The organism is Streptomyces sp. NBC_00102, from assembly GCF_026343115.1.
Taxonomy (GTDB): Bacteria; Actinomycetota; Actinomycetes; order Streptomycetales; family Streptomycetaceae; genus Streptomyces.
In genome coordinates this window covers 54,556-78,821 of sequence record NZ_JAPEMC010000005.1, presented here as the reverse complement: position 1 = coordinate 78,821, position 24,266 = coordinate 54,556, and the positions used below count along the sequence as shown (strand labels likewise).

Here is a 24,266-nt window from a genome sequence, read left to right as displayed (position 1 = left end):
CTCAGAACGGCGCCTGGCCGCTTCCGCTGAGCGTGGCCTTCCCGCTTTCCGCGTCCATGTCGATCTGGGCCGTCCCGCGCCGGCCGTCCGGCATGCGGATCACGACCCCGCCGCTCTGCACGGCCGGCCAGAAGGCGATCTGCAGGCCGTCGGCGCTGACGGTCCCCGACCAGGAAGCGGACGTGCCCCGGCTGTCGGCCCGCAGCGCGGCCATCACCGGGGTTTCCTCGTCGCCGATGACGAGCGTGGCAGGGCCTTCGTAGATGTCGGTCATGGTTCCAGCTTGCCCGGCCGAGCGGAAAGGACGCCGCCCCGGCGCGAGGCGGGCGACCCGCCGGGGCGGCCCGGGGCAACCGCGCCGGTGCGTGGAGTGGGGCGCGCGAGCCGTCCTCCACGCACCGGCGTCCTCAGCAGCATCCCCCGGCCCGATCACTCCATGCGCACCTGGGATCACTCGGGGAAGCGACCGGTGGTGGAGCGGCGCGCGATTCGGTGCGACGGCGCGCAAAACGCCACCTCTCCCCCGGGCACACTCCCCCGCACGCCGCCGGGACTGACCGGTGGACCCGTGACGACCCGGCGTGCGCCCGCCCGCCGGAGGCCCAATCCTGGCGGAGAAGCGCGAAAACACCGCGCGGAAACGATCCGGCCCTAGCCGGTGGCGAAGGGAGGCTCCCATGGACGAGAAGCACCGGGACGGACGGAGCGGGCGGCACACACCAGACAAGCCGCTGTCCAAGGGCGACGACGTCACGTGGAAGAGCCACGGACAGGAGGTCGAGGGCTCGGTCACCCGCAAGATCGACCGCCGCACCGATGCAGCGGGCCGGACCGTGGACGCCTCCGGGAGCGACCCGCAGTACGAGGTGGAAAGCGAGAAGACGGGCAGATCCGCGGTGCACAAGCCCGGAGCGCTGCGCCGAAAGAGCGGCTCGTAGTACCGGCGGTCACCAGCCTGCCGCCCTCTGCCGCGCCGGTACCGGACGGAGCCCTGGAGCGAGAGCTGTTTCGGGGCCACGGTTGTTTGGTCAGCGGGTTCCCGGAAACGCGGATGAGCGTCCCCCGCGGAGATCACCGCGTGTGAACGGCCCACCGCGAGGACGCCCGCGGGGTCGGTCGGGCCCCGGCGGAAAAGGCCCCGGCGGCAAAAGCCTCGGCGGAAACGGCCTCGGCCCCGGGGCGACGACACCGAAAGGAAAACCATGCCTGCTGGATCCAATGCCAAGCGCGAGCGCCAGTACGAACACATCAAGGAGAGCCAGAAAGAGCGGGGCTCCTCCGAGTCCCGTGCCGAGGAGATCGCCGCCAGGACGGTGAACAAGGAGCGGGCGCGCTCCGGCGAGTCCAGGACGGCGAGCAGGACGTCCACCGAGGACGAGAAGTCCGCCTACCAGCGCGGCGGTGAACGGTCCCACCGGGGCGCACAGGGGCCGACGAAGGACCAGCTCTACGCGGAGGCGAAGAGGAAGAACGTCGACGGGCGCTCCTCCATGAACAAGGAGCAGCTGAGGAAGGCCCTCGGCCGCTGAAGCCACGGCCCCCACCGTGGCAGCACGCACGGTGAGAGGCCGACGCGACCCGCGGCCCGGGTACGGGAGGCCGACGGGTGCGTCGAAGTCCATGCACACGAACGTGAGGGAGCGAAGTCGATGCCGGACCAGGCGCGTGGAGACGACGTGTACCAGCCGCAGGACGACGGCCAGGACCCGCCCAACGACGAACTCGACATGGAGGACGCGCTCGGCGAACGGACCCTGGACGATCAGATGGAGGAGGGCTACTCGCCCCCCGAACGCCCGCTCGCGGTGGACAAGTACGGCACCACGGGGGCGGAGGAGCGACGTGGCGAATCCCTCGACCAGCGGCTCGCCCAGGAGGTCGCCGACGTCGAACCGCCCGACGGCGACGGTATCGGCGACCTCACGGACGGCGAGGGCGAGCCCGAGGACCGGATCGAGGGCGGCACCCGGGCCGGCCGTCTGAGCGCGGCCGACGATCCGGCCGGACGGCACACGGACGGGATCGCCGAGGACGTCGGCATCGACGGCGGGGCCGCTTCCGCCGAGGAGGCCGCCGTGCACGTGGTCGACGAGGAGGAGCAGGGCGGCGCGGGCCGCTGAGCGGGGCGGCGGACACACCCGCACCCGCCGCAGACCGTGGCCCGTTCCGGGGCGGCGGACACACCCGCACCCGCCGCAGGCCGCGGCCCGGTCGCCCTGACAGAGATCAAGGGCGCGGTGACCCACGTCGACGCCGGTCTCCGGCATGCTCAGGTGTTCCGGTGAACCCCACCGAACTGCGCGATCGCTCCGGGCGTTGTTGAATCGATGGTGGGAAAGCGGGCTCCTCCGGGCCGCTGTGCGGCCTCGCCTCAGGACCGGAAGTGACACGGCCACCGGCGCTGGAGCCCGCAGGGGCGGCCCTCACATTTTCCGACGCGCCCGTACCGAGGCGCCGGAACGCGCCCCGGTACGGTGCGCGCGCTCCCGCAAGGCACCACGCGAACGCTTGCGGCGGCGGTCATCGGGACCCCGACCGGAGGAGAACCATGGCAGTCCGTCACCATCTCATCGACCGGCCGCCGGCCGCGGTGTGGAACGTGCTGGAGGACCCGGCTCTCTACGGGGAGTGGGTGGTGGGGACCGACCGGTCCCGGCCGGAGTCGGGCGTGTGGCCGGAGCCGGGCTCCTCGATCACGTACGTCCTGCGGGTGGGGCCGAAGGAGGTCACCGGGCGCACGGTGGTCCGTCGCCTCGGCAGACCGGGTGCGCTGGAGCTGGAGGCGAGCGGCGGCCCGCTGGGATCGGCGCGCATCGCCTTCGACATCCGCCCCTGGGGCGAGCGGACCCTCGTGATCGTCGACGAGCATCCGTTGAAGGGCCTGGGGGCCAGGGTGCACAACGCGCTGCTGGACGCGGTGCTCCAGATTCGCCACCGCAGCATGCTGGCGCGGCTCGCCCGGCTGGTCGAGGAGAGGTCCGAGGACCGGCCGGGGGATCAGGTCTGACGACACGGTGCAACGCCCGGAGGGTGGCGGCATGGTCGACGCGGTGGTCATCGGAAGCGGCCCCAACGGCCTGGTGGCGGCCAACGTCCTGGCCGACGCGGGCTGGAGCGTGGAAGTCCTGGAGGAGCAGCCCGAGCCGGGTGGGGCGGTCCGCAGTGACCGGGAGGTTCATCCCGATTACGTGAGCGACGTGTTCAGCTCGTTCTATCCCCTGGCGGCGGCCTCCCCCGTGCTGTCCGCCCTCGACCTCGGCCGGGAGGGGCTGCGCTGGAGCCACGCGCCCCACGTACTCGCCCATCCACTGCTGGACGGAAGGTGCGCGGTACTGGACCGCGACCGGGCGGTGACGGCGGAGGTCCTGGAGGGCTTCGCGCCCGGTGACGGCGAGAGCTGGCTCGGTCTCTGCCGTATCTGGGACCGGCTCGGCGACGACATCGTCAAGGCACTCTTCGCTCCCTTTCCTCCGGTGCTCGCCGGAAGCGTGCTGGCGGCGAGGCTCCGCGCGGCGGGCGGACTGCGGCTCGCACGCAGCCTGGTGCTGCCGGTGCGCAGGCTGGGGGACGAGGAGTTCCTCGGCGAAGGGGGGAAGTTGCTGCTGGCCGGGAACGCGCTGCACGCGGATCTGGCTCCCGAGGCGGCCGGCAGCGGTGGTTTCGGCTGGCTGATGGCGATGCTCGGGCAGTCCTACGGCTTTCCCGTGCCGGTCGGCGGCGCCGGGGCGCTGACCGGGGCGCTGGTGCGGCGGTTGAGGTCGCGCGGGGGTGTTGTGCGGTGCGGGGAACGGGTGGCCGAGGTGGTCGTGCGGCAGGGCCGTGCCGTCGGCGTCCGCACGGCCTCCGGGGAGGGCGTTCCCGCCCGGCGGGCGGTGCTCGCGGACGTGTCGGCGCCCGACCTCTACGGATCGCTGGTTCCGGCGGAGCACCTGCCGTCGAGGATCCTCGACGACATGCGCCGCTTCGAGTGGGACTTCGCCACGTTCAAGGTGGACTGGGCGCTGGACGGGCCCGTCCCCTGGACCGCTGCGGCCGCTGCCGGGGCCGGCACGGTGCACCTCGCGGAGGGCGTGGACGAACTCACCCGGTGGGCCGCGCAGATCGCGCGGGGCCTGATTCCCGACCGTCCGTTCCTCCTCTGCGGGCAGATGACCACGGCGGACGCGACGCGTTCGCCGCCGGGAACGGAATCGGCGTGGGCCTACACGCACGTGCCGCACCGGACCAAGGCGGACGCCGGGCCGGACGGGCTCACGGGTGTGTGGGACGCCGGGGAGCGGGAGCGGATGGCGGACCGGGTGGAGCGGCAGGTGGAGCGGTACGCCCCCGGGTTCCGCGACCGTGTCCGCGCCCGGCGGATCCTGTCGCCGGGCGCGCTCGAAGCGGCGGACGGCAACCTCCGCGGCGGTGCGATCAACGGCGGCACGGCCTCGATGCACCAGCAGTTGGTGTTCCGTCCGGTGCCGGGCACCGGACGCCCGGAGACTCCGGTGGGACGGCTGTACCTGGCCTCCGCGTCCGCGCATCCGGGTGGCGGGGTGCACGGCGCCCCCGGGGCCAACGCGGCCCGCGCCGCGCTGCGTTCCGGGCGGGCCGGGGCCGGGGCACTGGCCGCGGCCCAGCGGCTGCTGGCCCACCGGGGCCGGACGGGCGAAACGGGCGTCCGGGCGCCCTGACGCGGCACCGGCCCACCGCCCGCGCCTCCCCCCGGTAGCGCCCGTCGTCAAGATCGGGTCGGATCGGGGAAGCAGGGGCGCACGCTGCCGGAGTCCCGGCAGGCCGGCACCGACCCGAGGTCCGGCCCCCCGCCCGACAGGAGGACCACGATGGCCGCACCGGCCCACGCGCCGCGCTCCCACGGCGTACGCGCGATCACCCTGGACGCCGGCGGGGTGACCCTCTCCGCGCTGCTCAGCGAGCCCGAGCGGGCCGCCCCCGCTCAGGCCGTCGTGGTCGCCCTCCACGGCGGTGGCATGAACGCGGGCTACTTCGACGGCCAGGCACACCCGCGGCTGTCGTTGATGACGCTGGGAGCGAGCCTGGGCCACACGGTGCTGGCCGTGGACCGGCCCGGCTACGGGCGCTCGGCGGCCGACGTTCCCGAGGGACAGGGCCTGGCGGAGCAGGCCGCCTCCCTCGGCGCGGCGCTGCGCGACTTCGCTGACCGGTACGGGACGGGAGCGGGGATGTTCGTCCTCGCCCACTCCTACGGCGGCAAGGTGGCGCTGACCGCGGCGGCCGAGGATTCGGTGCCCGATCTGCTGGGACTGGACATCTCGGGGTGTGGCCACGCGTACGCCGTGGAGCAGCACGAACTGCCCGGGACGGACGGCACCCGCCGGTCGCGCAGGAGCTGGGGAGAGCTGCGCCTCTACCCGCCCGACACCTTCTTCGCCGGCGCCGCGCTCGTCGAGCCCATGCCGCCGCGCGAGTACGCGGAGATCCTCGGCTGGCCCGCGGTCTTCGAGGCCACCGCACACCGGGTCCGGGTGCCGGTGCGGCTGACCTTCGCCGAGCACGAGGCGTGGTGGCGGCACGACGACGACACCCTCGCCGACCTGGTCTCGCACTTCCGCGCGGCTCCCCGGGTGGTCGTCGACCGCCTGCCGGACGCCGGGCACAACATCAGCCTCGGCTGGGCCGCCCGCTCCTACCATCTGCGCGCCCTCGCGTTCCTCGAAGGCTGCCTCGTACCGCGCGAGACGGCCCGGCCCGCACCGCGCCCGGCGGTCACCTGACCATGCTTACCCGTTTCGCGGACACCTTCCGCTCGCTGGCCGTCCGCAACTTCCGGCTCTTCACCCTGGGTCAGGTGTTCTCGGCGGCCGGCACGTGGATGATGGTGGTGGCCCAGGACTGGCTGGTACTCGGCCTCACCGGGGACTCCGCGACGGCGCTGGGCACGGTCACCGCCCTCCAGTTCACCCCGCTGCTGCTGCTCACGCTCTACGGCGGCCGGCTCGCCGACCGGTACGACAAGCGGATGCTGCTGACGGTGTCCAACCTCGCTTCCGGGGCCTGCGCCCTGGCCCTCGCGGTCCTGGTCCTCAGCGGCACCGTGCGGCTGTGGCACATCTTCCTGTTCGCGCTCTGTCTGGGTACGGTCAACTCCGTCGAGGTGCCCACCCGTATGGCCTTCGTGGGCGAGATGGTCGGCCCCGGCCTGCTGCCGAACGCCTCCGCGCTGAGCGCCGCCTACTTCAACATCGCCCGGGTCCTCGGACCGGCGCTGGCGGGCCTGGCCATCGCGGCCTGGGGCCCCGGTCCGGTCATGGCCCTCAACGCGGCGAGCTACCTGGCGACGGTGGTCGGCCTGCGCCGCATGCGCACGTCCGAGCTACGGCTCGCGGGCAGGAGCGGACGGGGCCGGGTCGCCGACGGACTGCGCTACGTGAGCAGCCGGCCCGACCTGGTGCGACCGATGACGCTGGTCCTCTTCGTCGCCCTGTTCGGTCTCAACTTCCAGCTGACCCTGCCCCTGCTGGCCAGGACCGTCTTCCACACCGACGCGGCGTCCTTCGGCCTGCTCACCGCCGCGTTCGCGGCCGGTTCCCTGATGGCCGCCCTCGCCACCACGGCTCGCCGGGAGCGGCCTTCCGCCCGTACGGTGACCGTCTCCGCCCTGGCGTTCGGCGTGTTCGAGACGGCGACGGGATGGGCTCCCACCTTCGGGGCGGCGGTCCTCCTGCTGGCGCTGACCGGCTTCGCCTCGATCTGGTTCTCGCAGGCCGCGAACCACCGGATCCAGCTGGGCAGCGACCCGCGGTACCGGGGCCGGGTGCTGGCCCTGTACACCCTCGTCCTGCAGGGCTCCACCCCGCTGGGCGCCGTTCTCGTCGGCTGGCTCTCGCTGCACTGGGGTGGCCGGAGCGGCCTGTACATGGGCGGGCTCGCCTCCGTGGGCGCGACGGTCGCCGTCCACTTCATGGGCCGCGCGGACCGCCCGGAGACCGGTTCCCCGGTGCCCGTACACCCTTACCCGCTGCCCGCCGACAGCGCCCTGAACGGCGAGGCGGACGACCGCCCGGCGCCCTGACACGAGATCAGCATTGCCGCGAAGTCGATCAAAAGGGGGTACGACTCCGCCTCCTCCTCGCCCGCACCATGGACAACTCCCCCGCCCGGCACTACGTTCACCGATTGTTTGACAACGATGTCACATTTCGTTGACAACGATGTCACACCGAGTCGCCCCCTCTCCCAAGGAGCAGTGATCGCCGATGGTGTCCCGAAGAACTCTTCTGCAGGCGGGCGGAGCGGCTCTCGCGGCCGGTGCCGGCGGGATCTTCCTCTCCCCGCAGGCCGGTGCGGCCCAACCTCGCTCCACGGAAGCCCTGTTGCCGTCGTTCGGCCGCCCCAACCGGCTCGACGTCGCCGATGTGAGCCCCCTTGGCGGACATGACCAGCTGCTCCTGACGACCCTTCAGGGAGTGGTCAACCGCCGTGAGCCACGCCTCTACTTCAACTTCGACAGCGACGAGGTCGACCTCCGCTGGCTCCCCGGCACCGGCGCCCGGGTCACCCGCCACGAGAGGGCGCTGGACCTCGTCGCCCGCTACCGGAACGAGGTGCGCGGCGCGATCCTGCACGACCCCGCGGTACCGGACTCGGTAAACGTGGCGACCACTCTGGCCGGGTTGGAGAACGCGGTCGCCGCCACCGCCGAACAGGCCCGCGAGTACGGCTTGAAGACCCTCGTCGACCTGCGGGGCCGCTTCGACGCGGGCGACGTACTCGCCACCTACCGCTGGCAGTTGGACAACCTGTTCCCGCGCTGCACCCACACCCTGCTGGCCGGATTGCCGCCCACCCGGACGGTGCAGACCCCCCAGGTCGGCTGGCGCGAGATCGCGCGGGAGACCGAGCGCGTCCGTGACTCGTCCAACCGGCAGGTCCGCACCTTCGACGTGAGCGCGGAGCTGTCCGGCGGGGACGGCGTCTATCTGCGCTTCAAGGACTCGTTCGGCGAGGACGGCTGGGGCGCGTCGGTCGGCTCGGTCACGGTGAAGGCCGACGGCCGGGTGGTCGCCTCCTTCGTACCCGGTACGGACGCGGAGGCGCCGTACCTCTTCGACGGCTCGAACTCGGCCATCGGCGGCGACGCCAACCGGTTCGCCGACGGCGGCGGTTACTTCATCTACCACTTCACCCCGCCGGCCGGCACCGGACAGCTCCTGGTCGAAGCCGACCTGTGGAACCAGTACCTGGTGTCCGCGACCGCCACCTCCCCCACCAGGGTCGAACCGTTCCCGTACTTCCGGGACTACGTGGTCGCGAGCCGGGCCATGGTCGTCTGGCTGCCTCCCTCGGGCGAGACGGGCACGCTGCTGGACGAGGTGTTCAGCCGGGTCGGGCCCACCACTCCTTACACGGGCTGGTTCTCCAACGACGTGGCGGGCGAGTGGGGCGGTGTCGACCGGGCCTCCCAGCACGGCATCGAGGTGGTGCCCGCCGACTTCTTCATGAACGGCACCGTGCACGCCGGTGTGCCCGCGCGGGTCTCGGACAAGGTCCGCCCGAAGCCGAAGGCCCGGCTCGCCGACCGCGTCCACCTCACCCTCACCTTCGGCGAGGGTGACAACATCCAGTACTGCCAGCGCCACATGCGCACCATCTGGGACGACCCCGAGCGGGGCAGCGTGCCGCTCAACTGGACCGTCAGCCCGCTGCTCGCGGACATCGGCCCGGCGCTGCTGGCGTACTACCAGTCCACCGCCACCGGTAACGACCTGCTGATCTCCGGTCCCTCCGGCGCCGGTTACACCTATCCGGGCTCTTGGCCCGCCGGCGCCCTGGACGCCTACACCGAGCTGACCGGACGCTTTCTGCGCCGGACCGGCATCGACCTGGTGTACGCGTACAACCAGCGCAGCACGACGGGCGACGGATGGGTGCCGTTCGACGAGCGCGTCGCCGGCTCCTACCGGAAGAACACCCCGCTGCGGGGCATCATCCAGTCCTGGGAGACCGGGGACCTGCAGGACCGGCCGGCCGGAATGCCGGTGATCGGCAACTTCTTCCCGCAGGGGAAGGCCGCCGAGTACCGGGACGGGCTGCTGAAGCACATCGAGGGCTGGGACGGTACCGCGCCGCTGTTCGTGGCAGGTGCGATCAACGCCTGGAGCTGGACGCCGAGCGACGCCGCCGAACTCGTCGCTCTGCTGGACGACCGGTTCGAAGTGGTGCGCGGGGACACCTTCTTCGACCTGATGAACCAGGCGGCGCGGAGCACCCGTCGCTGACCCGGGCGGTACGCGCCGGCAGCCGTTGCCCGTGGACCGGACGATCCGCGGGACGGTTGCCGGCGCGAGCCCGAAACCGCGTCAGGCGGTCCGGATCGCCGGGTCGGAGACGCCCGGGGCGCCGGTCTCCACATGGCCGGCGAAGCGGCGGAGGAAGCCGGTGTCGGCGTCGGAGAGGACCTTGACGTCGTACCAGCGGGCCGTCGCCCGCAGGTCGACCGTGTGGGAGACGGTCGCGCCGGGGTTCACCTTGAAGGTCTGCGCGGCCCCGCCGTAGGCGTTGGTCACGGTGAGGTGCACCGCTGCGGGGGCGGAGTTGGTCATGGTGAGCTTCAGGGTGCCGTTCGCGGCCACGTGGCGGGCGGTGACCTCGGGCCCGGCCTTCGCCGCCGGCCCCTGCCAAGTGCGCAGGAAGCCGTTCGGGCCCCAGACCGTGAGGTCGATCCGGTTGCCGGTCGAGGCGCTGGTACTCCACGTGTCGGAGAGGGTCTTGCCCGCCTCGACGCTGTAGGGCCAGGGGCCGTCCGTGCGGTTGCCGGACGTGCTGTGGAAGTGCGCGCCCAGGGCGGGGCCGCCGGAGAAGGTCAGGGTGAACTTGCCGGTGGAGACGGTGGCCCGGCCGTCCACGTAGGGGCTGTACCCGAGCGGGCGGGTGGGCTTGGAGCCCGGCTCCTGCCCCGGAAGGGTCCCCGTGGCCGGCGGGGTCGGGTGGTAGGAGGGGTGACGGTTCTTGTCCGCCGGTACGTATCCGGCCGTGGAGGGGAGAGCGGCGGGGGCTCCGTCCGCGCGCCCGAAGTCGAAGGCGGAGGTGAGGTCCCCGCAGATCGCGCGCCGCCACGGTGAGATGTTCGGCTCGTGCACCCCGAAGCGCTTCTCCAGGAAGCGGATGACCGAGGTGTGGTCGAAGGTCTCGGAGCAGACGTAACCGCCCTTGCTCCACGGCGAGACCACGATCATCGGTACCCGGGGGCCGAGGCCGAACGGGCCCGCCGCGTAGCTCGTGCCGCCCGGGTAGAGGTCCTTGGAGACGTCGGCCGTGGACAGGCCCCAGGCGGACGAGGCCGGGGGGTACGGCGGGACCACGTGGTCGAAGAAGCCGTCGTTCTCGTCGTAGGTGAGGAAGAGGGCGGTCTTCGCCCAGACCGCCGGGTTCGAGGTCAGCGCGTCCAGGACCTGCGAGATGTACCAGGCGCCGAAGTTGGTGGGCCAGTTCGCGTGCTCGCTGAAGGCCTCGGGAGCGGCTATCCAGGAGACCTTGGGGAGGGTCCCGGCGGTCACGTCCGCGCGCAGCCGGTCGAAGTAGGTGCCGCCCGCCTTGACGTCGGTGCCGGTACGGGCCTTCTCGTAGAGAGCGCTGCCGGGCTGGGCGTTGCGGTAATTGTTGAAGTAGAGCAGGGAGTTGTCGCCGTAGTTGCCTCGGAAGGCGTCGCTGATCCAGCCCCAGGACCCGGCGGCGTCCAAGCCGTCGCCGACGTCCTGGTAGATCTTCCACGAGACTCCGGCCGCCTCCAGGCGTTCCGGGTAGGTCTTCCAGCCGTAGCCGGCCTCCTGGTTGCCGAGGACCGGACCGCCACCCGTGCCGTCGTTGCCGGTGTGGCCGGACCAGAGGTAGTAGCGGTTGGGGTCGGTGGCTCCGATGAAGGAGCAGTGGTAGGCGTCGCACACGGTGAAGGCGTCGGCGAGCGCGTAGTGGAAGGGGATGTCCTTCCGCGTCATGTGCGACATGGTGGTGGCCGTCTTGGCCGGCACCCACTGGTCGTACTTGCCGTTGTTGTACGCCCGGTGGCCGCCCGCCCAGTCGTGGTCCAGCCCTTCCAGGAACTGCATACCGAGGTCGGCCACCTGCGGGTTGAAGGGGAGGACGTCCTTCGTCCCGTCGGACTGGTGGAAGACGGACTTGCCGTTGTCCTGGAGCACCGGTCGCGGATCCCCGAAGCCTCGCACCCCCTTCATCGCCCCGAAGTAGTGGTCGAAGGAGCGGTTTTCCTGCATCAGCACGACGACGTGCTCGATGTCCTGGATGGTGCCGGTGGTTCCCCGCGCGGGAATGGCGGCGGCCCTCGCGATGCTCTCGTTCAGCATCGTGAGGGCCGCGGTTCCTCCGGCGATCTGCAGAAACCTGCGACGGTCGAGTTCTGTCATGGGAGACGGCCTCCGGGGTGACGGGGGGTGTGGAGTCGCCCCAAGAACAGCGCTCTCCGGATACCGGGCGGGGGCGGGTTCGTGACACCCCGCCGTACACCTGGAGAACGGAAGAGAACGGAAGAGCCCTGCGACGGCGGCCGGTCGCGGCGGTGACCGGTGCGGTCGCCACCGTGCCCCGTGCGGCCGCGACGGTGTCCGGCCGGTCGCCGCGGTGACCGGCCGCCGGTCAGGAGCGCCGGGGCAGCCGCAGCGGGGTGTACACCGCCAGGGCCACCAGGAAGGCCACGCCGTAGGCGAGGTCCGCTCCGTGCAGGGCCTCGGCCACCGGGCCGACGTACAGGCCGGTGCTCATGAACGGGACCGCCGCGGCGAAGGCGACCACGAAGGCGGTGAGCGCCGGCCACCAGGGCCGGTCGTGGGCGCTCTCGGCGGCGAGGTCGATCGGGGCGCCGCGACGGGCCCTGGCCCTCGCCGCCCAGTCGACCGCCACGATCGCGACGAAGGCGGGGATCCAGTAGCCGACCAGGAGCAGCACGTTCTGGAACCGGGCCGTGGTGTCGGCCGCGTGCATCCACAGCACGAGCGGGAATCCGAGCGCGGCGGCGAGGGCGGCGGCGACGGGGCGTGGCAGGCGCACCCCGATCGTCTGCAGGGCCAGGGAGCCGCTGTAGTCGTTCATGGCGTTGCTGCAGAGCGCGGCAAGCACGACGGCGAGCAGACCGAACGCCCCGAGCGCGCCGCCGCCCAGCAGGGTGTCGATCCCCCGCGCGGTCTGATCGGTGAAGACGGACGCGCCCCACAGGCCGAGCGTCTGGACCGCCACGAAGGAGAGGCTGATGCCCAGCAGGGTGCACCAGAACATGCGCGGCCGGGAGGTACCGGTCGGCAGATAGCGGCTGAAGTCGCTCGCGTACGGGGCCCACGACAGCGACAGGCTCAGCGCGATCGTGAACGTCAGGACGAAGGCGCCCGCCCGGTCACCGCCGTGCGCGGCACCGGAGGCGGCGGGGTGGACACCGTCCAGCAGTTTGACGGCCAGCACGGCGAAGGCTGCGGCCAGCAGGAACGTCATCAGGGTCTGGAGCCGGTGGATCGCCTCGTACCCCAGCACACCGAGCCCGCCCTGGGCGGCCATCATGACCAGGACGCCCAGCCAGAACGGCCAGCCGCACAGCTGGGCCAGCGCGTCCCCGCCGAACAGGCCGATCAGCGCGTCCCAGGCGATCGAGGACAGCCACTGCAACGCTCCGGGCAGTACGACTCCCCTGCCGAACGCCAGTCGCGCGAGTGGAAGTTGACCGACTCCGGTCCGGCTTCCCCAGGTGCCGAGGTATGCCGTGGGCGCCGCCCCGACGAGTGTGCCGAGGACGACCGCGACGAGCGCCGTGGTGAAGTCCAGGCCCAGCGCGATGCCGACGGTGCCGGTGAACACACCGGTCATGGTCAGGTTGGGGGCGAACCACACGGTGAACAGCCTGCCGGGGCCGCCGTACCGCCGGCCCTCGGGCACGGGGGCTATCCCATGCGTCTCGATCCGCAGATCTCCCGGGGCGGTGGGCATGCGGCCGCCGAAGGCGGTCGAGGAGTACGGAGCGTCCCGCTCCGGGGTCGTACGGTCGTTCTGCGCGTACGGCAACGCCATGGAAGACATCCCTCCGCCAGTACTAGCTGGTTCAGGTTCGACGGGTGTGTTCTCAGCCCCGCGCGGGGCACCCCGTGTCCGGTTCGCCGGTCAGGATAGCCGGACGGCGGCCCGGGCCAGGTCAGCGGGGGTGACGGAGCGCGCAGCCGAAAGGCCGGGTCCCGGCGCGGGCGCCCGGGGGCCGACCGGACGCGCGGGCCGGAGACGATCTCCGACAACCCTTTTCCGTCCTGGCCGTTGACGCCCCCGCACCCCGGTGACAACGTTGTCTAACGCGGTCGGACACCCCGCACCCTGCGTCGCACCTCGAACAGGAGAGCTCCGTATGCGCTGGTCCCCCTCACGCCGTCAGATCCTCGGCGCCTCTCTGGCCGCCCTGGCCGCCGCACCCGCGACCGCTGCCGTCGCGACCGCCGCGACACCGTCTCCGGCGGATGGCCGGTCCGCCTCCCGCTCGCTCTCCCGCGCGCGCGTCACGTACCGGGCTCTGGAGAGGTACTTCGACACGGCGGACGGCAGCGGACTCGTACGCGAGCAGTACCCGGTCGCCGTCGACGACCGCCCGTACTCCTACGAATGGCCGCTGTCCCAGGTCCACGTCGCCGCCCTCGACCTGGCCTTCGTGGACCCCCGCTACGCACCGGCCCTGGCCACCCGCGCCAGGGCGCAGGAGCTGTACTGGAACCCGGCGGGCGGCACCACTGGCCTCGCCGGCTACGACTCCTACCCGGTCGCGCCGCACGGCGACGGCGGCGACATGTTCTACGACGACAACGAGTGGGTGGGGCTGGCCAAGTCCCAGCTGCATCTGCAGACCGGTGACCGGGCCGCGCTCCGCCGCGCGGAGGAGATCTTCGCACTGGTCGAGTCGGGCTGGGACACCGACGCCGAACACCCTTCCCCTGGTGGGGTGTTCTGGACCCAGGCCGACTGGAACCACTGGCGCAACACGGTCTCCAACATGCCCGGCGCCCAACTCGGCCTGCGCCTGCACCAGATCACCGGGGCGTCCCGGTATCTGGAGTCGTCCAGGCGCTTCTACGACTGGACCAACACCCATCTGCGGACCCCCGAGTACCTCTACTGGGACAACCTCGACCTCGCCGGTACGGTCGACCGGACCGTTTGGTCCTACAACCAGGGCGTCCCGGTCGGCGTCGGAGTCCTGCTGTACGAGGCGACCCGCGACCGCACGTACCTGAACCAGGCCCGGCGGACGGCCGAGGCCGCGTACACGCACTTTGTGACCGAGGACAGGCTGCTGTCCCAGCCCGTCTTCTTCAACTCGATCTTCTTCAAGAACCTGTTGCTGCTGGAGTCGGTGACGGGCGGGTCCGTCTACCGGCAAGCGATGGCCGACTACGCGGACCACATCTGGTCCGAACAGCGGGACAGCGCCACCGGTCTGATGCGGTTCGCCGAGAACGGGACCACCCAGGCCATCGAACAGGCCGCCGCCGTACAGGTATTCGCGGTTCTGTCCTGGCCGCGCGGTGCCTGGCGGACGCTGTACTGAGCCCGGTTCGGCACGCCGCGTCCCGCCGAACCGCTCACCGGTGCTCGGGCCGCCCCGGGCCGCCTCCGCATGCAAGGGCATCCTGGTCGTCTTCCGTGACAAGCGGCCCGGCACCTCCCGCGGAAGGGTGCCGGGTTCCGGCGGGGTCGGACGAGCCGGGAGCGGCCCGGAAACATGGAGAACCGGACTCCTCGGATACCCTGCCCGGATGACTGACACGGACCCGCTGGTACCCGTCCTGGCCGGACTCGTCGTCGATGTCGTCCGATTCCTCGACACCTGCGGGGACGACGAGATCGATCCCGACTCTGCGGTAAAGATGACGGAGTCGGTGAGCTGGGTGCTGGGGCAGCTGCCACCGGACCAGCAGAGCCACTTCTTGACCGTGCTCGGCAATCTGGCCGGGGCCGAGCAAGACCCTGAGCGACGCGCATACTTCGAGGCGTTCCCCTTCGCCTGCGGCCTGGCCGAGGAGAGTTGAGAGGCTGTTGCACCATCGGCCATGACGAACGGCTGCGAGGTCGGACTGGGGTCTCACCAGCCCACTCCGCCCGAGAGGCCCGCAGGAGCGGTCCGCATCGCGTGTTGCGAGTACGCACGACACACGGCGTGGCCACTCCGCGGGCGGGGCTAGCGGACCCGCCCCGGGCGAGGCTCCTTCAATCACCTTCGGCATCCAGCCGCTCCGCGGACTTGAGGAGGTACTCGGGCATCTTCGAACTGGCTGCCAGGATCTCGATGCCGATGAGGCGGCCGTCCTCGTCGAAGTCGAGGTTGATCATGCCGTCGACGGCCACCGGGTCGCAGGGATACGTGTGCACCGACCTTACGAAGAGCTCAGGTTCGGTGAAGTACACGTACGCCGCGCCCACGGACTTGTCGTAGGTGACGCTGACCTCTGCCACAGCCAGACCCTTCCCTCCAGGTTGTCCCCCGGGCCGTGCGGCTGCTCGAAGGGCTTTCGGCCAGGAGGCCGTCTCGCCCACGGGCCGCACGCATGGTTACTCGCACGACCAGGACGTGTCGACCTCTTTCCAGTGCTTCCTCGCTCGTCGACCCGCTACGGTCCTGCGCGATCCAGGTGCTGCCCGTAGGGCAGCTGCCGCCGGGATGTTCTCTCCCGGCTCGACCGCCCATGCGAACGACCAGATGCAGGAGGCGCGGTCGTCGGCTCCCCCGTCAGCGCAGCACGAGGACGTCGCTTCGACGTCTGATACCTCCGACGGGATCGGCCTCGGCTCCGGGAACGGCCCGGCAGCTGAGGTTGCGCCGTTCCCCGGGCGTGACGTCGACCGGGAAGACCGGACTGGAGCACCATGAGATCTTCACCTGGACGGTATGCGCGCCGGGCGAAATCTGCGCCGAACACTCCTCGCCCCGCCGTATGCGGCCCACACGTTCTCCGTCCACGTACACGTCGTAGCGTCGCAACTGTGCGAAGGAATCATCCTTGTCACGTCGTACGGAGATCTCCGTACGGCCGTCCGCGGAGTTGACGCTCCCCGTCGCGTCCGCCTGGGCGTTTCGACTCCCGTGCCCCGCGTCTTCCCAGCCCGTGCGGCCACCTCCCTCGCCACCGGCGTCGGCGCTGGTGTCCCTCGGAAGCAGAGAAAGTGGCCACCCGAAGATGGCGATCGACAGTTGCGTGAAGAGGCCGAGGAAGAAGATCCCCAGTCCCACGAGAGTGATCACCAACGCCGCGGAGCTCGTCGGGGCATCGCGCCCCTCGGAGGGGAGCCAGGCCCCGCCGAGCAACATGACGGTGAGACCGCTCCAGCACACGGCGTTGAGCCACGAGGCCCGCATGAGCCTGCGACCTGCGGCCGGTCCGAAGAGATCGACCAGCGCCATGGGCGCCGTGGGCAACGATCGGGTGTGCCACGACCGGATCACCCGACGCCAGGCATCCACGGACATCACGGCGAGAATCACGGCGAAGGCCAGCGCCCACCACGACGTCACCATCAAAACCCCCTTCTCACGCAGAAGATCAGATGGCCGGCAGGTTACTCGCCATGTGACCTGCGACCATCCACGCGACCGCTCGGATCAGCCAACGGGGCCTTCGACAGGCGCACTTGACCGGACCGACCGCCTACCCAACGGCAGGCGCCCGAGCGCGAGCGCGTTGGCGGCGTCCGGGACCGGACCACGCATGAGGGTACCCACGACCACGCGGTTGTCCGGCTGTCGGTGCGTCAGCAGGGCACCGGCAAAGCCATCTGTCCTCAACTCCCCATTCCACAACTCTCGTTGTATGCCCGATGCCACTCGGAGCGATCCCGACACACTCGTTTACATCGATGTATACACCGTTCTACTCTGTCGCTGTCAGCACGTCAGCACATCCGCACGCCACTCGTGCACGTGCGCCGCCGGCTGCGACGGCGCCCCCGTTCCCCGTGCGCGAACCCGAACCCGAAGGGACGACAGCCGCGGCCCGCACCCGCAGGCCGTCCTGTCGCGCCACCGCGCCTCAGGGAAGGAAACCCGTGCTCTTCTCCTTACGCCGACCGCTCCGCCCCACTCCCCTCCCGACCCCCGCCTCCTCGACCGGCGGTCACCGTGCCGGACGGCCGCTGCGCGCCGTCCTGGCAGCCGTGGCCGCGGCCGCGGCGCTGAGCCTGACGCCGGCACCGGCGGGCGCGTCGGCCGCGCCCGCACCCGTACTTCCCGCGCCCGCGCCTCCCGTCACCTCCGCACTGTCCGGAGCCGGGCCCCAGGGGGCCTCGCTCGCGGCCACCGGCACACCGCTCGGCAGCGGTACAGGCCTCTATCCCCGTGCCATCCGGCTGGAGCACAGCGGTGCCGCCAACGGCCGGGTGCTCGCGAGCGTCGTGACCTTCGACGGCAACAACGGCATCGGCGCCATCCACGAGAGCACCGACGCCGGAGCCACCTTCCGGCAGGTGGGCAGGATCGCCGACCCGGAGTCGGCGAGCGGGCAGGGCCTGTGCTGCTCGACCCTGTTCGAACTTCCTCAGCAGGTCGGATCGCTGTCCGCGGGCACGTTGCTGTGGGCCGCCTCGGCCGGGCAGGACGAGCCGGACCGGCGCATGGCCCTGCGTGTCTGGCGCAGCACCGACGTGGGCCGCACCTGGACGTACCTCTCCTCCTGTGCCACCGCGACCGGGACCGGCGGGCTGTGGGAGCCGGAGTTCTCGGTGGCCGCCGACGGCGCGCTCGTCTGTCACTACGCGGACGAGACCGATCCGGCCCACGACCAGAAGCTCTCCGCCGCGCGCAGTTACGACGGCGTCCACTGGCAGGACCGCCGCGACACGGTGGCCAGCGCCTGGGAACCGGACCGGCCCGGCATGCCCGTGGTGCGCCGGCTGCCGAACGGCACATACCTGATGAGTTACGAGATCTGCAATCCGGGCGGGCAGTACCAGTGCGTGGTGCACTACCGCACCTCCCCGGACGGCTGGGACTGGGGCTCGGCCGGCTCGCTGGGGTTCCGTCCGGAGACCGTGGACGGCAAGTACTTCCGTGCCGCGCCCACCATCGCCTGGGCACCCGCGCCCGGCGGCGGGCCGAACGGCCGGCTCCTGCTGGTCGGCCAGCAGCTCCTCAACCGTGACGGCACGCCCGCGGCGGACAGCGGGCGCACGATCCTGGCCAACACGGAGAACGGCACCGGTCCGTGGTACGAGATCGAGGCCCCGGTACGGGTCGCGGCGCCGACCGCGACGTACTGCCCGAACTACAGCTCACCGCTGCTGCCCTCCGCCGATGGACGCACGGTGCTGCAGATCGCGACGGACTGGGACGGCTCCGTCTGCCGTCCGTACGTGGCGACCGGCCCGGTCACCGGCAGCGGCGACGCGGCCGGGGTCGTGGACGGGGCGCGGTACCGGCTGGTGAACGCCAACAGCGGGAACTGCCTGGACGTGGCCGGTGACTCGCGCGCCGCCGGCGGCAACATCCAGCAGTGGACCTGCAACGGCCTGGGCCCTCAGGAGTGGTTCGTGCGAGCCCGCGGTGGCGGCTATTTCACGCTCACCGCCGGGAACAGCGGTTACTGCGTGGACGTGGAGAACGGTTCCGCCGCCCCCGGTGCGAACGTCCGTCAGTGGTACTGCAACGCACTGGCGGCGCAGGACTGGCGGCTGGAGAGCGCCGGGCGCGGCTACTACCGCCTCGTGGTGAAGTCCGCCGGGCAGTGCCTGGACGTCGCCCAGGGCTCGCGCACGGCGGGGGCGAACGTCCAGCAGTGGACCTGCAACGGTCAGCAGCCGCAGCTCTGGCTGCTTCAGCGGGTCTGAGACGAGCGGGTGCCCGGCCCCGTGGGCCGGGCACCCGCCGTCGCACCCGTCAGCCGGCGTCCGGCGCCTCGAAGGCGGCGGGCCGCAACTGGGCTTCCCGGACGCGGGCGATGTCGAGCTTGGTGCCGCGGTCGAAACGGTAGACGCCGTTCTGTTCCTGGAACACGTCGGTCAGCTGGGTGTAGCAGTAGCCGAACATCTCCGGGTCGTCGAGCAGTGCCCCGGTGAGGCCGGCGAAGCGTTCGTGGAACTCCTCCTCGGTACGCACCCGGTCGCCGTAGCCCCAGGAGACCGTGCGGTCGCTGCCGGACTGCTCGGCGGCGGCCTCCGGGTCCCACCAGATCCCGCCGAACTCGCTGACGAAGTAGGGCTGGCCCCGGTAGGGCTGGGAGTAGTCGGCGCCGTTCTCGTACGTGTTGACGAAGGGCTCGCCCTTGGCGAGTCCGGAAACGAGCTGCCGGAAGGCGGCGGGGTCCTGCTCGTAGGTGTGGGAGTCGTAGACGTCGGTCTCCAGGACTCGGTGGGAGTAGCCGGAGGAGTCGATCACGGGCCGCGAGGTGTCCATCGCCTTGGTGGCGAGGAACATCGCCCGGGTCACGTCGTCGAGTTGGGTGATGCGGTCGTGGAGCTTCTGGTAGGTCTCGTTCAGCGGGCACCAGCCGACGATCGAGGGGTGGGAGTAGTCGCGTTCCACGGCTTCGAGCCACTGGGCGACGTAGGAGGCGTCGGGTCGCTGGTTGTCGCCGGAGGACCCGCCGACCTCGCAGCCCCAGTCGCCGAACTCGCCCCAGACGAGGTACCCGAGCCGGTCGGCGTGGTAGAGGAAGCGCTCCTCGAAGACCTTCTGGTGCAGTCGGGCCCCGTTGAAGCCTGCCTCCATCGCGAGTTCGATGTCGCGGATCAGCGCCTCGTCGGAGGGAGCGGTCATCAGGCCGTCCGGGTACCACCCCTGGTCGAGGACGAGACGCTGGAAGCGGGGGCGGCCGTTGAGGAGCACGGCCCGGCCGCGGATGGAGACGGCGCGCAGGCCCGCGTAGCTCGCGACGCCGTCGACCACCCGGTCCTCCGCGTCGAGGAGTTCGAGCCGAAGGTCGTAGAGGAACGGGTCCTCCGGGCTCCATTCGCGGCGCCGTCCCTCCGGGAGGGCGAGGTGCAGGCGGGGTGCGAGGTCCAGGTCGGCGCGCACCTCGGCGCGGCAGACCTCGCCCGCTCCGTCGCTGACGACGGCGCGTACCCGGTGGCCGGGGCGGTTGGCCGACAGGGGCAGTTCGACGGAGAAGGCGGCGCCGGCCAGGTCGGGTGTGATGCGGGGGCGGCGCAGGTGGGTCTCGGGGACGGGCTCCGCCCAGACGGTCTGCCAGATTCCGGTGGTGCGGGTGTAGTTGCAGTCGTGGTTGGCGTATTGGGTCGCCTGCTTGCCGCGGGCCTGCGGGCCGGCCTTCGGGTCACGGGCACGGACGGTGATCTCCACTTCCCGCCCGGCCTGGGCGAGTTCGCCGAGATCTGCGGTGAAGGGAGTGAATCCGCCCCGGTGGCGCACCACTTCGGTGCCGTCCACCCAGACGGTGGTGTCGTGGTCGACGGCTCCGAAGTGCAACAGCACGCGGCGGCCGGCCCATTCGGCGGGCGGGGTGAACCGCCGCCGGTACCAGACGGCCTCCAGGAAGTCGGTGTCACCGACGCCCGAGAGCTCGGACTCGGGGGCGAAGGGTACGAGGATCTCGCCGGTGAGGTCGCGGCCGAGGAGCCCTCGTTCGAGGCCGCTGTCGCCCTGGTCGGTCTCGAACTGCCAGGTCCCGTTGAGGTTGAGCCAGTCGCGGCGGACGAACTGCGGTCGCGGGTACTCCGGACGGGGAACGGAGGGGTGGTGCACAGGGACTCCAGTCGGAAGGTGGTGCGGCCGGCGGGAGGCCGGCACGCGGACAGGAAGGCGGACAGGGAGTTGGGGTCAGCCGCCGCCGAGGCCGGTGGTGGCCACGGAGTTGACGATGCGCCGCTGGAAGAGGAGGAACATCACGATCAGCGGGGCCGCCGACAGCAGGGCGGACGCCATGGACCCGGCGTACTGGATGCCGTAGGCGTCCTTGACGGTGGCGAGGCCGACGGGAAGCGTCATGAGGTCGGGGTCGTTGGTGACGACGAAGGGCCACATGAAGTTGTTCCAGGCGCCGATGAAAACGAAGATCGCGACGGCGGAGACGATCGGGCGGGACAGCGGAAGGACGATCGACCAGAACACCCGGAGTTCGGAGGCGCCGTCGATGCGGGCCGCGTCCTCGAGCTCGCGGGGGATGCCGTCGAAGAAGCGCTTGAGGATGAAGACCATCATCGGGGCGACCACCTGCGGCAGGATGACCGCCGCGTAGGTGTCGACCAGGTGGAACGTCGTCATCTGCTCGAAGAGCGGGACGATGAGCAGTTGCGGCGGGACCATGATCGCGGCGACCGTGACGGCGAGGAAGGCGCGCCGGCCGCGGAAGGTGCCGCGGGAGAAGCCGTACGCGGCGAGCGTGGAGACGGCGACGGTGAGCACGGTGACCAGTACCGCGATCAGCACGCTGTTGAAGGCCCAGGTGGGCACGTTTCCACGGTCCAGAATCCGCCGGTAGGCGTCGAGCGTGAAGGCGCCCTTGAACGGCGAGAGGCCCGACTTCATCACGTCCTGCTCGCTCTGCAGCGAGGTGGCGACCGCCCAGAGGAAGGGGAGCAGCCAGACGACGGCGAGCACGGTCAGCGCCGTCCCGGCGAGGACGCGGGGCAGCCGTCCGTGGCCGAGCAGCAGGAGGGACCCCGACTCCTCGCGGCGCGGCCGGTTCGGACGGTACGGCCGTTGCGGTCGTTGCGGCCGGCGGGCGGGGGTGGAGACGGCGGACATGGTCAGCCCTCCTGACGGAAGAAGCGGAGCTGCACGACGGAGACGACGATGACGAGCGCGAAGAAGACGTAGCTGATCGCGGAGGCGTAGCCGAGCCTGTATCCGGTGAAGCCGACGTCGTAGACGTATTCGAGGATCGGGCGGGTCGAGCCGTTGGGGCCGCCCTTGGTGAGGATGTAGATTTGGTCGAACACCTTGAGCGAGGCGAGCACTTGGAGCATGGCGACCATGACGGTGGTGTGGCGCAGCTGGGGCAGGGTGACGGACCACAGTCGCCGCCAGGCACCCGCCCCGTCGAGCGCGGCCGCCTCGTCGAAGGTGACGGGCAGGGACTGCAGGGCCGCGAGGTAGAGCAGGAAGTTGAAGCCCACCGTCCACCAGACGGTGAGGGCCGCCACGGACCACATGGCCACCGACTCGTCGGAGAGCCAGCCGACGGGTTCGAAGCCGAGGGACGTCAGCAGCTGGTTCCCGAGGCCGATGTCGGGCTGGTAGAGCCACGTCCAGATGAGCGTGACCACGGTGACGGGCAGCAGGTAGGGGGCGAAGTAGGCCAGGCGCCACACCCATTGGCCGACCAGCCCGCTGTGCACGAGCAGGGCCATGGCCAGGGCCATCAGGACGAGCGGTACGCAGGATATGAGGGTGAAGAAGACGGTGTTGCCGAGGCTGCTCCAGACGTCGGGGTCGCCCAGCGCCTCGGCGTAGTTGGCGAGTCCGACGAACTCGGGGTCGTGCAGGGTGAGCGAGGCGTCGGTGAGGCTCATCCAGAGGCCCTGGACGATGGGCCAGACCAGGAAGAGTCCGAAGAACGCCAGGAAGGGCAGGACGAACACGCCTCCGCCGCCGGTGAGTGAGCGGCGGCGCCGGGGCGCGGGCGGTGTTTCGGAGGAGTGCGGGTGGGATGGCGCCGTGGCTCCGGCGGGTGCGGTGGTGGTCACGATGCGGCTCCTTCGGCTGTCGTCAGGCGACCGGGTTGGGCTGGCGCAGCAGGGTGTCCGCTTCCCGGACCATCTGCCGTACCGCCTTCTCGGCCGAGGTGTTGCCCAGCAGCGCCGACTGGAGCGGCTGGCACATGCGGTTCTGGAAGTTGCCACCGGCTCCGGCGAACCAGTTCGGCGGGTCGAGGACGGCGATCTCGCCCGCGGCCGCGTACGAGGACTGGGGGTCGAGCTTCGCGTACTCGGGGCGGGCCTGGACCGGCAGATAGGCGGGGATGTGCCCGGCGCTCGCCCAGGTCAGGCTCTGCTTGATGATCTCGGCGATGTACCGGTGGGCCTGGCGGCGCCGGGCGGGGTCGGGGTCGTCCTGGTGCGGCAGGACGAAGCTGTGCGAGTCGGCGTAGACGGCCGGCCGGTCGAATATCTGCGGGAAGGGGGCGGCCCCGAGGTTCTTGATGCCGGACTTCCGGAAGGTGGGCAGCTCCCACTCCCCTGCCATGATCATGCCGCCGCGGCCGTCCATGAAGGCGGCCATCGCGCCGTTGTAGTCCAGGTTGTTGGGGTTGGTCCGGCCGTCGAAGAGCTGTTTCATGAAGGTCACGACCTTCACCGCCGCCTCGATGTCGATCTTCGGCGGCCCGCCGTCGGGCAGTGTGAAGGAGGCGCCGGTCTGGGCGTACAGCGCCGCGAACTGCCGCCAGCTCTGGGCGGTGTCGGTGACGTGGCCGAAGAGGATGCCGGAGTGCCCGGTGGCCTTCGCCAGCTTCTTCCCGGCGTCCAGCAGCGCTTCGGGCGAGCCCATCGGTGCGAGGTGGCCGGCGGGGTCGAGCAGACCGGCCTCGCCGGCCACGTCCTTGTCGTAGAAGACGATGAACGGATGGACGTCCAGCGGAATCGCGTAGGCCGTGCCCTCGTGCTGGGCGCGCTTCCACACCGCGGGGGCGAAGTCCTTCTCCTTCACGCCGAATTCGGCCATCAGGTCCAGGTCGATCGGGTCGAGCAGGCCGCCGGGGGCGTATCCGGCCAGGCGTGACAGGTGCATCACCGCCACGTCCGAAGCGCGTCCGCCGGCCGCCGACATGGCCAGTTTCGTGTAGTACGACGGGCCCCAGTCCAGGATCGTCCGGTCCACGTGGAACCCGTCGGCGCCCCGGGAGACCGCCGCGATCATCTCGTCCATCAGCATGCCGTCGCCGCCCTGGAACAGGTCCCACACCTTCAGCGCGGCGGGTCCGGTGGAGCCGGCGGGCGACGCGCAGCCGGCCAGCGGGCCCGCGGCCAGGAGCGCGGTCGCCCCGGCGGCTCCGTAGCGGAACAGCCGGCGGCGGCCCAGACCGGGCGAATCGCCGGAGCCCCAGGCGCCAAGTGGCCTACGGGCAGAGGGTGCAGAGCTCATCACTGACCTTTCGACGGCCGGACGACGTGCCCGGCCGACGGCAGGCGCCATCGGCACGGCAGCCTTCGGCCGCCCGCGCACATCGGGGTGATCCGCACCGGGTCCACCAGTGCGGTGCCCTGTTTTTACATCGATGTACATTGGCTGTAAAGAGTTGCGTCATCGCTTGTGCATCGAACGCGTCCCCCGACCGGCATCACGGAGCCGCCCCCGGACTGCCCGGAAGGCCCCCATAGACTCG

20 protein-coding genes and 1 riboswitch are annotated in these 24,266 nt (G+C 71.2%); of the genes, 11 read left to right on the top strand and 9 right to left on the bottom strand.

Features of this window, described 5'->3' with window-relative positions; translation table 11 throughout:
- Position 1 precedes the first annotated feature (1 nt).
- A complete protein-coding gene (locus OHA55_RS34555) occupies positions 2-274 on the bottom strand; it encodes a DUF4873 domain-containing protein (protein WP_266714110.1) in 273 nt (90 codons plus the stop codon).
- 403 nt (positions 275-677) lie between these two features.
- Between OHA55_RS34555 and OHA55_RS34550 the strand changes: the two genes are divergently transcribed.
- The 8 genes from OHA55_RS34550 (at position 678) to OHA55_RS34515 (ending at position 9,242) form a co-directional block, all read left to right on the top strand.
- The gene (locus OHA55_RS34550) at positions 678-938 is read left to right on the top strand and encodes a DUF2945 domain-containing protein (protein ID WP_266714109.1); all 261 of its coding nucleotides are present in this window, start codon (positions 678-680) and stop codon (positions 936-938) included.
- Positions 939-1,202: 264 nt separating this feature from the next.
- Positions 1,203-1,529: a plasmid stabilization protein gene (locus tag OHA55_RS34545; protein ID WP_266714108.1), complete on the top strand. Its 327-nt coding sequence runs from the start codon at positions 1,203-1,205 to the stop codon at positions 1,527-1,529.
- Between the two features lie 120 nt (positions 1,530-1,649).
- Positions 1,650-2,120, top strand: a complete 471-nt coding sequence (locus OHA55_RS34540) for a DUF5709 domain-containing protein (protein ID WP_266714107.1) — start codon at positions 1,650-1,652, stop codon at positions 2,118-2,120.
- A 428-nt stretch (positions 2,121-2,548) separates the two neighbouring features.
- Complete coding sequence (locus tag OHA55_RS34535) at positions 2,549-3,007, top strand: SRPBCC family protein (RefSeq protein ID WP_266714106.1); 459 nt, start codon at positions 2,549-2,551, stop codon at positions 3,005-3,007.
- Positions 3,008-3,038: 31 nt separating this feature from the next.
- Complete coding sequence (locus tag OHA55_RS34530; protein WP_266714105.1) at positions 3,039-4,676, top strand: NAD(P)/FAD-dependent oxidoreductase; 1,638 nt, start codon at positions 3,039-3,041, stop codon at positions 4,674-4,676.
- 150 nt (positions 4,677-4,826) lie between these two features.
- Positions 4,827-5,738, top strand: coding sequence for an alpha/beta hydrolase (locus OHA55_RS34525; RefSeq protein ID WP_266714104.1), 912 nt, complete (start codon positions 4,827-4,829; stop codon positions 5,736-5,738).
- A gap of 2 nt (positions 5,739-5,740) precedes the next feature.
- A complete protein-coding gene (locus tag OHA55_RS34520) occupies positions 5,741-7,036 on the top strand; it encodes an MFS transporter (protein WP_266714103.1) in 1,296 nt (431 codons plus the stop codon).
- Positions 7,037-7,220: 184 nt separating this feature from the next.
- On the top strand, positions 7,221-9,242 hold the full coding sequence (locus tag OHA55_RS34515; protein ID WP_266714102.1) for a GxGYxYP domain-containing protein: 2,022 nt from the start codon (positions 7,221-7,223) through the stop codon (positions 9,240-9,242).
- A gap of 81 nt (positions 9,243-9,323) precedes the next feature.
- Here OHA55_RS34515 and OHA55_RS34510 read toward each other — a convergent pair whose 3' ends face one another.
- Both OHA55_RS34510 and OHA55_RS34505 read right to left on the bottom strand, forming a co-directional pair.
- Positions 9,324-11,384, bottom strand: coding sequence for a phosphocholine-specific phospholipase C (locus OHA55_RS34510; protein ID WP_266714101.1), 2,061 nt, complete (start codon positions 11,382-11,384; stop codon positions 9,324-9,326).
- A 229-nt stretch (positions 11,385-11,613) separates the two neighbouring features.
- A complete protein-coding gene (locus OHA55_RS34505) occupies positions 11,614-13,029 on the bottom strand; it encodes a cytosine permease (protein WP_266714100.1) in 1,416 nt (471 codons plus the stop codon).
- Positions 13,021-13,114, bottom strand: a riboswitch (TPP riboswitch). (Overlaps the previous gene by 9 nt.)
- Positions 13,115-13,354: 240 nt before the next feature.
- Between OHA55_RS34505 and OHA55_RS34500 the strand changes: the two genes are divergently transcribed.
- Both OHA55_RS34500 and OHA55_RS34495 read left to right on the top strand, forming a co-directional pair.
- The gene (locus tag OHA55_RS34500; RefSeq protein WP_266714099.1) at positions 13,355-14,545 is read left to right on the top strand and encodes a glycoside hydrolase family 76 protein; all 1,191 of its coding nucleotides are present in this window, start codon (positions 13,355-13,357) and stop codon (positions 14,543-14,545) included.
- 208 nt (positions 14,546-14,753) lie between these two features.
- A complete protein-coding gene (locus tag OHA55_RS34495; RefSeq protein WP_266714097.1) occupies positions 14,754-15,026 on the top strand; it encodes a hypothetical protein in 273 nt (90 codons plus the stop codon).
- Positions 15,027-15,204: 178 nt separating this feature from the next.
- Here OHA55_RS34495 and OHA55_RS34490 read toward each other — a convergent pair whose 3' ends face one another.
- Together OHA55_RS34490 and OHA55_RS34485 are read right to left on the bottom strand one after the other, a co-directional pair.
- On the bottom strand, positions 15,205-15,450 hold the full coding sequence (locus OHA55_RS34490; protein WP_266714095.1) for a DUF2283 domain-containing protein: 246 nt from the start codon (positions 15,448-15,450) through the stop codon (positions 15,205-15,207).
- Between the two features lie 274 nt (positions 15,451-15,724).
- Positions 15,725-16,510 (bottom strand): hypothetical protein, encoded by a 786-nt coding sequence (locus OHA55_RS34485; RefSeq protein WP_266714093.1) that lies wholly within the window; start codon positions 16,508-16,510, stop codon positions 15,725-15,727.
- Positions 16,511-17,145: 635 nt separating this feature from the next.
- Between OHA55_RS34485 and OHA55_RS34480 the strand changes: the two genes are divergently transcribed.
- A complete protein-coding gene (locus OHA55_RS34480) occupies positions 17,146-18,813 on the top strand; it encodes an RICIN domain-containing protein (RefSeq protein ID WP_266714272.1) in 1,668 nt (555 codons plus the stop codon).
- A 49-nt stretch (positions 18,814-18,862) separates the two neighbouring features.
- Here the strand turns inward: OHA55_RS34480 and OHA55_RS34475 are convergent, their stop codons facing one another.
- The 4 genes from OHA55_RS34475 to OHA55_RS34460 all read right to left on the bottom strand — a co-directional run bounded on the left by OHA55_RS34475 (position 18,863) and on the right by OHA55_RS34460 (position 24,025).
- Complete coding sequence (locus OHA55_RS34475) at positions 18,863-20,686, bottom strand: glycoside hydrolase family 2 protein (RefSeq protein WP_266714091.1); 1,824 nt, start codon at positions 20,684-20,686, stop codon at positions 18,863-18,865.
- 75 nt (positions 20,687-20,761) lie between these two features.
- Complete coding sequence (locus OHA55_RS34470; RefSeq protein ID WP_266714089.1) at positions 20,762-21,688, bottom strand: carbohydrate ABC transporter permease; 927 nt, start codon at positions 21,686-21,688, stop codon at positions 20,762-20,764.
- Between the two features lie 2 nt (positions 21,689-21,690).
- Positions 21,691-22,629 carry a carbohydrate ABC transporter permease gene (locus OHA55_RS34465; RefSeq protein WP_266714087.1) on the bottom strand — a complete coding sequence of 313 codons (939 nt, stop codon included), beginning with the start codon at positions 22,627-22,629 and terminating at the stop codon, positions 21,691-21,693.
- 22 nt (positions 22,630-22,651) lie between these two features.
- Positions 22,652-24,025 carry an extracellular solute-binding protein gene (locus OHA55_RS34460; protein WP_266714085.1) on the bottom strand — a complete coding sequence of 458 codons (1,374 nt, stop codon included), beginning with the start codon at positions 24,023-24,025 and terminating at the stop codon, positions 22,652-22,654.
- Positions 24,026-24,266: the final 241 nt, after the last annotated feature.